Annotated in this window: 11 protein-coding genes and 1 riboswitch; of the genes, 10 read left to right on the forward strand and 1 reads right to left on the reverse strand. The window is 60.5% G+C overall.

All coding sequences use genetic code 11. The annotated features are described in order from the left end of the window. Positions 1–185 precede the first annotated feature (185 nt). The 7 genes from AO726_RS19490 (at position 186) to AO726_RS19520 (ending at position 6,286) form a co-directional block, all read left to right on the forward strand. Positions 186–722, forward strand: coding sequence for a DinB family protein (locus tag AO726_RS19490; protein WP_058069772.1), 537 nt, complete (start codon positions 186–188; stop codon positions 720–722). Between the two features lie 174 nt (positions 723–896). Further along, positions 897–1,604: a ZirU family protein gene (locus AO726_RS19495; protein ID WP_058069773.1), complete on the forward strand. Its 708-nt coding sequence runs from the start codon at positions 897–899 to the stop codon at positions 1,602–1,604. 101 nt (positions 1,605–1,705) lie between these two features. Further along, a complete protein-coding gene (locus AO726_RS19500) occupies positions 1,706–3,058 on the forward strand; it encodes an MATE family efflux transporter (RefSeq protein ID WP_058069774.1) in 1,353 nt (450 codons plus the stop codon). Positions 3,059–3,073: 15 nt separating this feature from the next. Next, positions 3,074–3,529, forward strand: coding sequence for a DUF2214 family protein (locus AO726_RS19505; protein ID WP_058069775.1), 456 nt, complete (start codon positions 3,074–3,076; stop codon positions 3,527–3,529). 83 nt (positions 3,530–3,612) lie between these two features. Beyond that, on the forward strand, positions 3,613–3,855 hold the full coding sequence (locus AO726_RS19510) for an exodeoxyribonuclease VII small subunit (protein ID WP_058069776.1): 243 nt from the start codon (positions 3,613–3,615) through the stop codon (positions 3,853–3,855). Beyond that, on the forward strand, positions 3,852–4,739 hold the full coding sequence (gene ispA, locus AO726_RS19515; protein WP_058069777.1) for a (2E,6E)-farnesyl diphosphate synthase: 888 nt from the start codon (positions 3,852–3,854) through the stop codon (positions 4,737–4,739). The genes AO726_RS19510 and ispA overlap by 4 nt, the downstream gene beginning before the upstream one ends. 215 nt (positions 4,740–4,954) lie before the next feature. After that, on the forward strand, positions 4,955–6,286 hold the full coding sequence (locus AO726_RS19520) for an amidohydrolase (protein WP_241492150.1): 1,332 nt from the start codon (positions 4,955–4,957) through the stop codon (positions 6,284–6,286). A gap of 33 nt (positions 6,287–6,319) precedes the next feature. Here AO726_RS19520 and AO726_RS19525 read toward each other — a convergent pair whose 3' ends face one another. Further along, positions 6,320–7,252, reverse strand: coding sequence for a LysR family transcriptional regulator (locus tag AO726_RS19525; protein WP_058069819.1), 933 nt, complete (start codon positions 7,250–7,252; stop codon positions 6,320–6,322). Between the two features lie 160 nt (positions 7,253–7,412). On the opposite strand from AO726_RS19525, the gene AO726_RS19530 reads away from it, so the two are divergent. The 3 genes from AO726_RS19530 to dxs all read left to right on the forward strand — a co-directional run bounded on the left by AO726_RS19530 (position 7,413) and on the right by dxs (position 14,417). Continuing rightward, positions 7,413–9,104 (forward strand): AMP-binding protein, encoded by a 1,692-nt coding sequence (locus tag AO726_RS19530; RefSeq protein ID WP_058069779.1) that lies wholly within the window; start codon positions 7,413–7,415, stop codon positions 9,102–9,104. 5 nt (positions 9,105–9,109) lie between these two features. Continuing rightward, positions 9,110–12,379, forward strand: a complete 3,270-nt coding sequence (locus AO726_RS19535; protein WP_058069820.1) for a carboxyl transferase domain-containing protein — start codon at positions 9,110–9,112, stop codon at positions 12,377–12,379. A gap of 133 nt (positions 12,380–12,512) precedes the next feature. Next, positions 12,513–14,417 carry a 1-deoxy-D-xylulose-5-phosphate synthase gene (gene dxs, locus AO726_RS19540; protein ID WP_058069780.1) on the forward strand — a complete coding sequence of 635 codons (1,905 nt, stop codon included), beginning with the start codon at positions 12,513–12,515 and terminating at the stop codon, positions 14,415–14,417. Positions 14,418–14,452: 35 nt separating this feature from the next. Then, positions 14,453–14,664, forward strand: a riboswitch (cobalamin riboswitch). Positions 14,665–14,695: the final 31 nt, after the last annotated feature.

Consider the following 14,695-nt stretch of genomic DNA (forward strand, 5'->3'; position numbering starts at 1 on the left):
ACTCCGCCGAGGCTCTAAATAAAGTGACGACACTATAGTCGAGTCAAGTTGCACTTTTACAGTGCAGCGGCACGGCAGTACTGGGCATCACAGGGGTGACAGTAAAACTTCAGGCTGGGCATTATCTGCCCGGTATATACGCGAGATGGACGGCATTTCACCCCTGATTGCACACAGGTCACATCATGAACAGCACCGATCACCTGCTTTTGCTAGCCAACTACAACCAGTGGATGAACCAGAAGCTCTACACCTGCGCCGCTTCATTGAGCCCAGAGCAGCTCATGGAAAATAAAGGTGCGTATTTCAGCTCCCTGTTCGGCACGTTGAATCATATTGCAGTGGCGGACACTATCTGGCTCAAACGCATGGCCAACCATCCCGCCTGCGCACCATTGCTCAACGAGCTGTCGGGCATTACTGCGCCATCCCGCCTCGACGCCTTGCTTTTCCCGGATCTGGAAGGGCTGCTGGAATACCGTCAATGGTTGGATCAGCTGATCATCCATTTTGTCGGGAACCTGCCTGTTCAGGCACTGAGTGAGGGGCTGAGCTACGCCAACATGAAAGGCACCCGCTCAACCCGCAACCTGTATGCGCTACTGACGCACGTCTTCAATCACCAAACTCACCACCGTGGCCAAGCCACCACCTTGCTGTATCAGCTGGGGATTGATCCGGGCAGCACAGACTTGCTCAACCTGATCCCAGAAGTCGATTAAGCCTGAGCAACAGCGATCAAGGCGCGCGCCGGATAATCCGCAAAGAGTGACAACCGGCTCACAGAGCACGCAGACAAGGACTTACGTACCTCCCAATGAGCTATTTTTCAAAGTGGCGGCACTGATCGCCCGACCACCTCTGAATTAGGCTCAAACTGCCGGGGAACTCATACGATGTTCGATTCATTGACCACAATGATGTCTCGTGTCATCGCCGCCACACTGCTGTGCAGTTTCACTGGCCCGGCCTTGGCACAAGTAAAGTCACTGGCAACCGTACCCGTAACAGGTCATGCACCCGTGGCGCTCAAGCCTGCGCTGATCTACCTGATTAGCGATACGGATAAAAACGGGCTTATCACCGCTGGCGACAGGCTGCAGATCCAATGGAAAATCACCACCGAGGTGAGCGATCCAGACGGTGACACCATCAAAAGCGCCCGTTTTGAATGGTTTGCAGACGGAGAGCTGATCAGCACCCATCACACGATCACAATCGAAGAGGCCTATGAGGGCAAGAGGATCACCGCCAACGCTTACGCCCAGACCGACCCGAATATCACAGAACCGTTTGAAAGCCTCGATGGCCCTGCAGGTATCGCCCCGGCGCTTGGCCTGTCAGAAATCATTGTGCAGCCCGGTACCACGTTAACCCATCTGTCCCTCAGCGGACTGGTGGATGGCTATCCCAACGTCGGCCAAACCCTTACGGCAAACGTCAGCTGTGTCAGCACCTGCGCTGAGTTGGTTTACACCTGGAGTATCGAGAGCGCCGTCGGCAGCAACACCTATACCGTGATCACAGGCGCAACCGGGAAAACCTACACCCCGCTCAAAGGTGATCAAAAGCGCCGCATCCAGATCGTCGTCAGAAACAAATAACCCGCATTCACTGGACCAGCAAAAAGTGTTCAAGGTCGATTAATCCCCCGTTCGTCATCTTGCCCCTCTAAACTGGCGCTTTTACGCTCCGAGCAGACTGGATGAACGCCCTTCGCGAAGCCTGGCAGCACGCTCCCACCCACAGACGGGTCTGGGCGCTGGCTGCACCAATGATTTTGAGCAACCTTTCTGTGCCCATGGTGGCGCTGGTGGACAGTGCAGTGATCGGCCGCCTGCCCCATGCCCATCAGTTAGCGGCGGTGGCGGTAGGTGGCAGCCTGTACACCCTGCTGACTTGGGTGGTGGGCTTTCTGCGCATGGGTACCACGGGGTTCAGCGCTCAGGCGGCGGGACGTGAGGACGGCAGCGCACTGCGTCAGGTGCTGGTGCAGGGTTTGCTGTTGGGCGGGCTGTTTGCCGCGGTGTTGATCCTGCTGGCGATGTTGTTCAGCAGCTCAGCATTGAGCCTGATGAATCCATCTGCCGATCTGGATGATCAGGCGCGTACTTACCTGCATATCCGCCTGTTCGGCCTGCCTGCCGCGCTGACTACTTTCGCCCTGGTTGGCTGGTTGCTGGGCACGCAGAACTCCCGTGGGCCGCTGGCGATTTTGCTCACCACCAACCTGATCAACGCCGGGTTGGATGTGTTGTTCGTACTCGGTTTCAACTGGGGCGTAGCCGGTGCGGCCTGGTCATCGGTGATTGCTGAATGGAGCGGCATGCTGCTGGGGCTGTGGCTGGCCCGCAGAACGCTGCGCAATTACAGCGGTGCATTGGATGCCACAGCATTAAAACGCTGGCTTAACTGGCGGCCGCTGCTGTCGGTCAACCGCGACATTTTTATCCGCAGCCTGGCGCTGCAGTCAGTGTTCTTTCTGGTCACCGTACAAGGTACCCGGCTGGGCGATGCAACCGTGGCAGCCAACGCCCTGCTGCTCAACGGTCTGATGCTGACTGCCTATGCACTGGATGGTCTTGCCCATGCGCTGGAAGCCCTCTGCGGGCACGCGCTGGGAGCCCGGGACCGGGCAGGGTTACGCCGCACGCTGATCGTCGCGGGTGGCTGGGCAGTACTGGCCAGCGCTGTGTTTGCGCTGTTCTTCATGTTTGGCGGGCAGTGGTTTATCCAGATGCAGACGACCATGGAAGACGTACGCGCCACCGCCTATACCTACCTGCCATATCTGGCCGTGCTGCCGCTGATTGGCGTGTGGAGCTATCTGCTGGATGGGCTGTTTATCGGTGCCACCCGCGCCCGGGAAATGCGCAATGCCATGGTCCTCGCCCTGCTGCTCAGCCTGCCGCTGGCGCTGGTCCTGCAACCCCTGGGCAACCATGGCCTGTGGCTGGCATTTCTCAGCTTTATGGCACTTCGCAGTCTAACCCTCGGGGCTTATGCTTATCGCCTGACCCGGCGCGATCAGTGGTTTGCGCCGGCTGGAACGGCATAACAATAAGGAGCCGAAATGGGCCAGTCAGTCGCAGCATATTTGCACTATTTTTCAGTACTCGCGCTGTTTGCTCTGCTGGTCGCTGAATATGTGCTGTTCAGCAAGCCACTGGATCTGAGCCGGGCGCGCCGGCTGATCATCACTGATCTGTCCTATGGTGTAGTGGCCGGGCTGGTGCTGATGACCGGGTTGGCGCGGGTGATATGGTACGGCAAAGGCCTGAGTTACTACCTGCACAACAGCCTGTTCCTAACCAAGGTCGGCCTGTTTCTCGTTGTCGGGCTGATCTCCGCCCTACCGACGTTCGTGTTTATCAACTGGCGCAACGACCTCAAAGCCGGGCGTGTACCCCTGCTCGAACCGCGCATGGCGCTGGCGGTGAAATGGGTCATCCGCGTTGAACTGCTGGTATTACTGTTCATCCCCGTGCTGGCCGCGCTGATGGCGCGCGGCTACGGCATGTTCAGCTGATGGTCTGATTTGCCCGTGTGGTACGGCTCTGCTAGTGTCGCCCGGTTTATAATCTGCTGAATTCCTTTCCCGAGACGTCTGTTATGGCCCGCAAAAAAGCCGCGCTCGATTTCGAGCAATCCCTGACCGATCTGCAAGCGCTGGTCGAACGTCTGGAAACCGGCGAACTGTCGCTGGAAGACTCCCTGACCGCCTTCGAACAAGGCGTGCGTCTGACCCGTGAATGCCAGACTGCACTGGCTCAGGCTGAGCAGAAAGTGCAAATCCTCATGGAGCGCAACGGCGAGCTGGAAGAAGCCCCTTTTGATGCGGATCAGCAGGCATGATTGCGGCGTACCAAACCCTCTGCCAGACCCGCGTTGACGCGGCCCTCGAACACCTGCTGCAAAGCCCGCGCAGCGAGCTGGACCGCCTGTATGCGGCTATGCGCTACAGCCTGTTTAACGGCGGCAAGCGCGTACGTCCGCTGTTGGTTTATGCCGCCTGCGAAGCCCTCGGCGGTCAGCCGGAAAAGGCCAATGCAGCAGCCTGCGCAGTGGAGCTGATTCACGCTTACTCGCTGGTGCACGACGACCTCCCGGCCATGGACGATGACGACCTGCGTCGCGGCCAGCCAACCACCCACATCGCTTTTGATGAAGCCAGCGCGATTCTTGCCGGAGACGGCATGCAGAGCGTGGCTTTTGGCGTGCTGGCAGATGCTGCTGCCAACCCACATGACGCCGAAGTGCGCCTGTCCATGCTCAGCACCTTGAGCCACGCTGCCGGCCCAGCCGGAATGGTGGGAGGACAGGCGATTGATCTGGGTTCAGTCGGCATCAAGCTCGACCAGAGTGCGCTGGAAGTGATGCACCGGCACAAAACCGGCGCGCTGATTGAAGCCAGCGTACGCCTCGGCGCACTGGCCAGCGGCGTGGCCAGCGAGCAATCCCTCAGCGCACTGCACCGTTATGCACAGGCCATCGGCCTGGCCTTCCAAGTACAGGACGATATCCTCGACGTGGAAAGCGATACCGCCACGCTGGGTAAAACCCAGGGTAAGGACGAGGCCAACGACAAGCCCACCTACCCGGCACTGCTTGGCATGCAGGCGGCCAAAGCCTACGCGCTGGAACTGCGCGATCAGGCGCTGGATGCCCTCAGTGGTTTTGATGACAAGGCCGAGCCATTACGCGCGCTGGCCCGCTATATCGTCGAACGCCGCAACTAGGCCCTGCACTGCAGGGCTTCCCGCCTTTTATCGGTCCACCCGCCTGGGTGGACACTGCAACCTGAGCCTATTCAGATTGTTCTCGTACGTGCAGTGACCGCGGCTGATTAGGGTGTCCGGACGTTTCAGTTCCGGGCCTTGTAGCAGTCGCACCTGATCCGTGCAGGAAACACCGGGAGCTGGAATTCCAATCCATAACAAAAAGGCTCCCCATGATGAAAGCATTCACCGCACTGCCCCTGCTCGCTGCCCTCAGCGCCGTCAACAGCCTGGCCCAGGCAGATGACAATTGGGTCAAACAGGCCGCAACCGCACAAGCCGATCAGGTCATTGAATGGCGTCGCCACCTGCACCAGCACCCCGAGCTGAGCAATCAGGAGCACAATACTTCCGCCTATGTCGCCAACCACCTGCGCAAACTGGGGCTGAAAGTACACACAGGCATTGCCGGAACCGGCGTAGTCGCCGTACTCAAAGGTGATCTTCCCGGCCCGACCGTGGGCCTGCGCGCCGACATGGACGCCCTGCCGATCAAAGAGGCCACCGGCCTGCCTTTCGCCAGCAAAGCCCAAGGTGATTACTTCGGCAAGACCGTAGATGTGATGCACGCCTGCGGCCACGATGCCCATACCGCAATGCTGATGGGCGCAGCCCGGCTGATGAGCCAAAACAAAGATAAAATCCCCGGCACAGTGGTGTTTGTCTTCCAGCCGTCAGAAGAAGGCCCCTCCAACATCGACATCTATGCCGACAACGCCCCCAGCTGGGGAGCCCGGCGCATGGTCGAAGAAGGGATCATCGAGCGCTTCGGCATTCAGGCTATGTTTGCCATGCATGTAACCAGCGACAGTCACACCGGCGAAATCGCTTATAAATCTGGCATCGCCTTTAACAGCTCGGACAGCTTCCGCATTCGCCTGCTTGGCAAACAAGCCCACGGATCGGCCCCTTGGGATGGTGCTGACCCGATTGTCGCCTCCGCCAACGTAATCAATGCCATGCAGACGCTGGTTAACCGCCGCGCCAAACTGACCTTGGGTATGGGCGTTGTATCCGTAGGCAGCATCCATGGCGGCACGGCCAACAACGTCATTCCTGAGGAAATCATCATGAATGGAACCATCCGCTCCGACTCTGCGCCGATCCGCGAAACACTCACCACTCAGCTTGCCGAAGTCGTCAGCAAAACGGCTGAGGCGCAAAAGGTAAAAGCCGATGTGAAGGTGGTCGAAATGATGCCACTGACCATCAACAACCCGGACCTGACCCAGGCCTTGGCTCCGGCCATGGCACGAGCCTCTGACGGCCATGCGGAAGAAATCGCCAACCAGCGCTCGGGCAGTGAAGACTTCGCCTACTTCGCACAAAAAGTCCCGGGGCTATACGTGTTTCTCGGGCAAACCCCACAAGGGCGAGACCTCAACACAGCGGCCAACAACCATACGCCCACCGTTTATCTGGATGAGGCGACCCTGAATACTGGCGTGCGTGCCCACGTGGAATTTGTGCTGGGCTATGCCGATTACGCCAAACAGCTGAAACAGTGATCTACCCCTGAGCGCACGGTGCATGCCGTGCGCTCAGGCTTGCTCTCGATGACTCCTGCGCGCCAACTCCGCGACCTGCTCGCGCAACCAGACTCCCGCCGCATCGCTTTCACTCTGCCGCAGCCAATACATGCTCAGGGTGATCGGCGGCAGCGCCAGCGGCAAAGGCAGAACCCTGTTATTGCCACCCTGATTAAGCAGCTGTGCATAACCCCGACTGAGCGTCAGCAACATCCCACTCTGGGCCACCAGCAAAGCGGCGGACAGATAATTGCGACAGTGCTGACGTACATTGCGAGTCAGACCCAAATGCCCCAGCGCCAAGTCCTCAGCACAGATACCGCGCCGCTGCGAGGTAATCGCCACATGCTCCGCCGCCAGATAGCGCTCAGCCGTCAGTTCACCTTCAAACTCCGGCCCAGCCAGCACACAGAACTCATCCGTGAATAACAAGCGATGACGTAGTTCGTTATCAGTCGGCCGGGTGATTTCCACCGCCAGATCCACCCGCCCCGCCGCCATTTCCCTTGGCACATCCGCCCAGTGTAGGCTGCTGCAACGCAGCTCCACCTGCGGCGCTACCGTGCGAAAGTGCGCCAGCAAGCGCGGTAGCAACAGCGGCTCCATCTGCTCCGGCATATTCAGGCAGAACGTCCGCCGATCCCTGTGCGGATCAAAGCCCTGCGTGCTGCCCAAGCTGCGGCGCAGGCCATTGAGTGAATCCTGAATGACCGGTGCCAGTTGCTCAGCCAGCGCAGTGGGCACTACGCCGCGCCCTTCGCGGACAAACAGCGGATCGCCCAGCTGTTCACGTAGCCGTGCCAGCGCATGGCTGACCGCCGACTGGCTCAGGTGCAGCAGGCTGGCGGCGCGGGTCAGGTTGCGCTCGCGGTACACCACCTCGAACACCCGGAACAGGTTGAGATCGATGCGGTTGAGTGCAGATGATTCATGCTGTCTATTCATGGAATGCGTACCCGATACGGCATCAGCTCGCAGCCTAGCAAAGCCAGACAACAAATAGACCATGCATAGCATTCATGGATGATGATGAATAAGCGTCAGTTCTGAGGCGAAAGCAGCCTGACTATGATGCGTGCAACAAGAACAACAACGAGCGCACGCCATGCCCCTCGACAGCTACCTGCAACAACTGGACGCCCTGCACGCCGCCGCATGGCCGGCTGGCAAACCCCGCGAGCCGCAATACCCCCATGGTCAACAGCCCTTGCCGGGCTACCTGCGTGCCTGGGCGCAGAGTCAGCCCGAAGCCATTGCTCTCGATTTTTACGGCTACAGCCTGAGCTGGGCCGAGTTGAACCAGCTGGCAGACCGCTGCGCCAATCTGCTGGCTGAACTGGGCGTAAAAGCCGGCGACCGCGTAGCGGTGTACATGCCCAACTGCCCGCAACTGCATATCGCCTTCTACGGCATTTTGCGCAGCGGTGCCGTGTACGTGCCGGTCAGCCCGTTGGCGCGCGGACTGGAGTTGAGCTACCAACTGAACGACAGCGGTGCACAAACCCTCATCTGCTTCGACCAACTGCTGCCACTGGTGCGTCAGGTACAGGCCGAGACCGCCGTAAAAACACTGATCGCCACCAGCTTCAGCGAGTTGCGCCCCGAGCAGCCGACCATTCCGGTGGCCGATCTGCTGATGGCCCCGAAGATCACAGGCGATGACTTTATCGATTTCCTCCCAGCGCTGAATAACTGCTCAGCCAGCGCGCCGCAGCACAGCATCCAGCTGGATGACATTGCCGCACTCAACTACACCGGCGGCACCACCGGCCTGCCCAAAGGCTGCGTGCACACCCACGGCGATATGCTCTACACCTGCGCCAGTTTTGTGCCGGTAGCGATGGGCCTGAAACCGGACGACATTCTTCTCAACTTCCTCCCGGAGTTCTGGATTGCCGGGGAAAACTCCGGCCTGCTGTTCCCGGTGTACAGCGGCTGCCGCCTGGTGCTGCTGGCGCGCTGGGATGCCGAAGCCTTTATGGCTGCGGTGCAGCACTACCGCGTCAGCCACTGCGGCGTGCTGGTGGACAGCGCCGCCGAAGTGCTCGATCACCCCAAACTTGGCCAGTACGACCTGCGCTCGCTAAAAGGGGTCGGCAGCATCTCCTTTATCAAGAAACTGACCATCGACTATCGCCGCCGCTGGCACGAGCTGACCGGCACCACCCTGTTCGAATTCAGCTTCGGCATGACCGAAACCCACACCTGCGACACCTTCACCGCCGGTCTGCAGAACGACAACTTCGACCTCAAAAGCGCGCCGACCTTTGTAGGCCTGCCGGTGCCGGGTACCCAGTTCAAAGTCTGCGACTTCGAGACTGGTGAGCTGCTGCCCTTAGGCGCGGAAGGCGAGCTGTGTGTACGCACACCATCACTGCTGCACGGTTACTGGCAGCGCCCGGAAGAATCCGCCAGCGCCCTGCGCGACGGCTGGCTGCACACCGGCGATCTCGGCCAGATCACCGAGCAGGGCTATATCCGCTATTTGGGACGGCGCAAGGAGATGCTCAAGGTCAACGGCATGAGCGTATTCCCCAGCGAGTTGGAAGCCATGCTCGGACAGCACCCGGACATTCTCGCCAGCGCCGTAATCGGCCGTACCGATGAAAAACGCGGGCAGCAGCCCGTGGCCTTTATCGTGATCAAACCGGGTAGCGCCAGCAGCGCGGAGAGCCTGAGTGCCTGGTGCCGCGATTCCATGGCTGTGTACAAAGTGCCGGAGATCCGGCTGGTCGAGGCTCTGCCCATGACTGCCACCGGCAAAGTGAAAAAGAACGAGCTGGAGGCTCTGCTGTGAACGTACTGTTTACCAAGTTGCTGATCGCCAACCGCGGCGAAATCGCCATCCGCATTGCCCGCGCTGCTGGCGAGCTGGGCATTCACAGCGTGGCGGTCTACGCCGAAGATGACGCCCAATCCCTGCACTGCCGGGTCGCCGACAGCGCCGTTGCCCTGCAAGGTCGTGGCGTACCGGCTTATCTGAACATCGACCAGCTGATCGAAATCGCCCAGCGTGAAGGCTGCGATGCTGTCCATCCCGGCTACGGATTCCTCGCGGAAAACCCGGGATTTGCCCAACGCTGCGCTGAGGCCGGCATCCGCTTTATCGGCCCAGATGCCGAGGTGCTGCGCCTGTTTGGCGACAAAGCGGCTGCTCGCCAACTGGCCGAGCAATGCGACGTACCACTGGTGGCCGGGATCAATCAGGCGATCACCCCGGAGCAGGCCCAGGCATTTCTCGCCGAACATGGCGCGGTGATGCTCAAGGCACTGGCCGGTGGCGGCGGGCGCGGCATGCGTCCGGTTTTCGACGCGGCAGAGCTGGATGAAGCCTTCGCCCGCTGCCAGTCCGAAGCACGCGCCGCGTTTGGTAACGATGCGTTGTATGTCGAACAACTGGTGAGCAATGCCCGCCACATTGAAATTCAGGTGCTGGGCGATGCCGACGGTAACGTCAGCCACCTGTGGGAGCGGGATTGCAGCCTGCAACGACGCCAGCAAAAACTGGTGGAAATCGCCCCCAGCCCGGACCTGCCCGCCGACACCCGCCAGCGCATGATCGACGCGGCCCTGCGCCTGGCCAAAGCTGCCAATTACCAAGGTCTCGGCACGTTCGAGTTCCTGCTGGATGGCAAAAACCCGCAGCGCTTCTACTTTATGGAAGCCAACCCGCGCATTCAGGTGGAACACACCGTCACCGAACAGGTCAGCGGTGTCGATCTGCTGCACACCCAGCTCAAACTTGCCGCTGGCCACAGCCTCGAATCCCTTGGACTGACTCAGCCGCCCGCACTGAACGGTTTTGCCGTGCAACTGCGGATCAATCTGGACAGCATGAACGCCGACGGCAGCACCCGCCCGGCCATCGGCACTTTAAGCGCCTATCAACCACCCAGCGGCCCCGGCCTGCGTGTGGACGGTTACGGCTACGCCGGTTACAGCGTCAGCCCCAGCTATGACTCGCTGCTGGCCAAGCTGATCGCCCAAGGCCCGGATTACCCGAGCGCACTGCGCCGTGCTTACCGAGCGCTGTGCGAATTTCGTCTGGAAGGCGTCAACAGCAATATCTGCCTGCTGCAAAACCTGCTGCGCCGCCCGGAAGTGGGAGGCTACGCGGTCAACACCCGCTTTGTGGAAAGCCAACTCGCCAGCCTGCTGGAGACGTCCGCAGATTCGCATCCGCATCGCTACGTGGCAAGCAATCAGGCACAGGCTCAAGCCGTGCAGCAGAGCGCCGTTATCCCTGAAGGCTATCTGCCGCTGAACACGCCCAGCACCGGTGTGGTGGTGACGCTGGAGGTGGCTGAAGGTGACGCAATAGCCGTCGGCCAGAGCATCGCCGTGCTGGAAGCGATGAAGATGGAATTTGTGGTCAAAGCCAGCCACAGCGGTATCGTCCGCACGGTCTTGGTCCGGCCCGGTAGTAGCGTTGGCGAAGGCCAGCCACTGGTATTTATCGAACCTGCTGAAGTTGCTGCAGACCACGGTTCCAATGAGGAAAGCATCGACCTCGACCACATCCGCGCCGATCTGGCCGAAGTGCTCGAACGCCATGCCATCACCCGCGACGAGCGCCGCCCGGACGCCGTAGCCAAGCGCCGCAAAACTGGCCAGCGCACCGCCCGGGAGAATCTGGCGCAGCTGCTGGATGAAGGCAGCTTCAGCGAATACGGCGCACTGGCGATTGCCGCCCAGCGTCGTCGCCGGCCGTTGCAGGAGCTGATCGAGCAAAGCCCGGCAGACGGGCTGGTAGCGGGTATCGGCACAGTCAACGCCTCCACCTTCGGCCCGCAAGCGGCGCGCTGCATGGCGATTGCCTACGACTACACCGTGTTCGCCGGTACCCAAGGCGTGATGAACCACAAGAAGACCGACCGCATGCTCGGCCTTGCCGAACAGTGGCGCTTACCTGTGGTGCTGTTTGCCGAAGGCGGCGGTGGTCGCCCAGGCGATACCGACTGGGTCGGCGTAGCCGGGCTGGACTGCCACACCTTTGTCGGCATGGCCAAACTGTCCGGGCTGGTGCCACTGGTGGGCGTGGTCTCCGGCCGCTGCTTTGCCGGTAACGCCGCCCTGCTCGGCTGCTGCGACGTGATTATCGCCACGGAGAACGCCAGCATCGGCATGGCCGGCCCGGCGATGATCGAAGGCGGCGGCTTGGGCAGCTTCAAACCGGAAGAAGTCGGCCCGAGCAGCGTACAGGGCCCCAACGGCGTAATCGACGTGCTGGTCGCCGATGAAGTGGGAGCCGTACGCGTGGCTCAGCAATACCTGAGTTACTTCCAGGGCGCGACCAGCGACTGGCACTGCGCTGACCAACGCGAACTGCGCCACCTGATCCCGGAAAACCGCCTGCGCGTTTACGACATCCGCAGCGTGATCGAAACCCTGGCTGACAGCGGTTCCGTGCTGGAGCTACGCCGACAGTTCGCGCCGGGGCTGATCACCGCGTTTATCCGCATTGAGGGCAAACCGTTCGGCCTGATCGCCAACAACCCAGCCCATTTAGGCGGGGCGATTGATGCCGTGGCAGGCGACAAGGCCGCACGTTTTATGCAGCTGTGCGATGCCTTTGATATTCCGCTGTTGTCGCTGTGCGACACACCCGGTTTTATGGTCGGGCCGGAATCGGAAAAGCAAGCCACGGTGCGCCATGTCTCGCGCATGTTCGTCACGGCGGCAAGTCTGTCGGTGCCGTTCTTCACCGTGGTGTTGCGCAAAGGCTACGGTTTGGGCGCGCAGGCCATGGCAGCGGGCAGCTTTCACTCACCGATGTTCACCATCGCCTGGCCCAGCGCCGAATTTGGTGCCATGGGGCTTGAGGGCGCGATACGTCTCGGTTTTGCCAAAGAACTTGGAGCCATCGAAGACCCCGCCCAACGTCAGCAGTTGTTCGACAAACTGGTGGCCAAAGCCTACGAAAACGGTAAAGGCATCAACATGGCCAGTTTCCTGGAAATTGATGCAGTAATTGATCCGCTGGAAACCCGTGGCTGGCTCCTACGTGGACTAAATGCCGCACCCCGACCGGCTGCACGGGAGGGCAAGAAACGCACTGTAGATAGCTGGTAAGCGAGCCCGGTGCCGTTCGTCAGCAACGGCACCGGTTATCCACTAATGACAAGTCGTAACACGGCAGGTTTGGGCAGTTCTCAACGCTTCGGGTAAACTTCTTAATTCTTATGAATTTATAACGATCCGCCTGATGCCGACGACCTTCCACGAGATCCCCCGTGAACGCCCGCTGACGCCACTCCTTGACCGTGCCAGCACGCCTGACGAACTGCGTCGTCTGGGTGAAGCCGAGCTGGAGACGCTGGCCGATGAGCTGCGTGAGTACTTGCTCTATACCGTTGGCCAGACTGGAGGCCACTTCGGTGCAGGCCTGGGGGTCATTGAACTGACCGTAGCCCTGCACTATGTCTTCGACACCCCGGATGACCGCCTGGTGTGGGACGTAGGCCACCAAGCCTACCCGCACAAGATTCTCACCGGCCGTCGTGAACGCATGTCGACCCTGCGCCAGAAGGACGGCATCGCCGCCTTCCCGCGTCGCAGCGAAAGCGAGTACGACACCTTTGGTGTCGGCCACTCCAGCACCAGCATCAGTGCCGCACTGGGTATGGCCATTGCCGCACGCCTGCAGGGCAGCAAGCGCAAATCCGTGGCCGTAATCGGTGACGGCGCGATGACTGCCGGCATGGCCTTCGAGGCGCTTAACCACGCCACCGAAGTCAACGCCAACATGCTGGTGATCTTGAACGACAACGACATGTCGATCTCCAAGAACGTCGGCGGCCTGTCCAACTATCTGGCCAAGATTCTCTCCAGCCGCACCTATGCGAGCATGCGCGAAGGCAGCAAAAAGATTCTGTCGCGCCTGCCCGGTGCCTGGGAAATTGCCCGTAAGACCGAAGAGCACGCCAAAGGCATGCTGGTCCCCGGCACGCTGTTCGAAGAACTGGGCTGGAACTACATCGGCCCCATCGACGGTCACGATCTGCCGACACTGCTCGCCACCCTGCGCAATATGCGCGATCTGGAAGGCCCGCAGTTCCTGCACATCATCACCCGTAAGGGCAAAGGTTTCTCCCCGGCCGAGGCTGACCCGATCGGCTATCACGCCATCACCAAGCTGGAGCCACTGAAAGCGGATAACGCCGCAGCAGCGCCAAAAGCCAGCAGCGGGCCGAAATACTCCAGCGTATTCGGCCAGTGGCTGTGCGACATGGCTGCCGCCGATCCGCGTCTGATCGGCATTACCCCGGCGATGAAAGAAGGCTCCGATCTGGTTGCCTTCAGCGAAAAATTCCCGGAACGCTACTTCGATGTGGCGATTGCCGAGCAGCACGCGGTCACCCTTGCTGCGGGTATGGCCTGTGAAGGCAGTAAGCCGGTGGTAGCGATTTATTCGACCTTCCTCCAGCGTGCCTACGATCAGCTGATCCACGATGTGGCGGTGCAAAACCTCGACGTGCTGTTCGCCATCGACCGTGCGGGTCTGGTTGGTGAAGACGGCCCGACTCACGCCGGTAGCTTCGATTTGTCTTACCTGCGCTGCATCCCCGGCATGCTGGTGATGACGCCGAGCGACGAAAACGAGCTGCGCCGTATGCTCACCACCGGCCACCTGTATAACGGCCCGGCAGCGGTGCGCTATCCACGCGGCACCGGCCCGAATGCGCCGATTGATGCAGAACTGACGCCGCTGGAAATCGGCAAAGGCGAAATCCGTCGCCAGGGCAAACAAACTGCTCTGCTGGTGTTCGGCGTGCAACTGGCCGAAGCCCTCAAGGTGGGCGAGCAGCTGGATGCCACAGTGGTAGACATGCGCTTCGTCAAACCACTGGACGAAGCTCTCGTGCGCGAGCTGGCTGGCAGCCACGAACTGCTGGTGACCATCGAAGAGAACAGCATCATGGGCGGCGCTGGCAGTGCAGTCAGCGAGTTCCTGGCGCAAGACGGCCTGATCAAGCCTGTCCTGCATCTGGGCTTGCCGGACTATTACGTTGAGCACGCCAAACCCGCGCAAATGCTGGCGGAATGCGGCCTTGATGCCAGCGGCATCGAGAAAGCGGTTCGCCAGCGTCTGGCTCAGCTGAATCTGTAACTTGTATTTGCAGTAACCGCGCATTAAGGTGCGCGGCGTTTTACTTCCGCCAGGGTGCGCCTCACTTCTTACGAAGCGGCGTTAAACGGGAAGCCGGTGCGTCATCAGACAATCCCGGCACTGCCCCCGCAACGGTAATCGACAGCAGCCTTGTGCTGCACGCGCCTCAACAGCCACTGGGTTAAACCGGGAAGGCGAGGTTGCGCAGGTCGAGAGTCCGGAGACCGGCCCTGATGGATGCGACTGGTGTTGCGGAGGGCATCACCGTCAAGCTCGGG

The sequence above is a fragment of the Pseudomonas sp. TTU2014-080ASC genome (genome assembly GCF_001446935.1).
Classification (GTDB): Bacteria; Pseudomonadota; Gammaproteobacteria; order Pseudomonadales; family Pseudomonadaceae; genus Aquipseudomonas.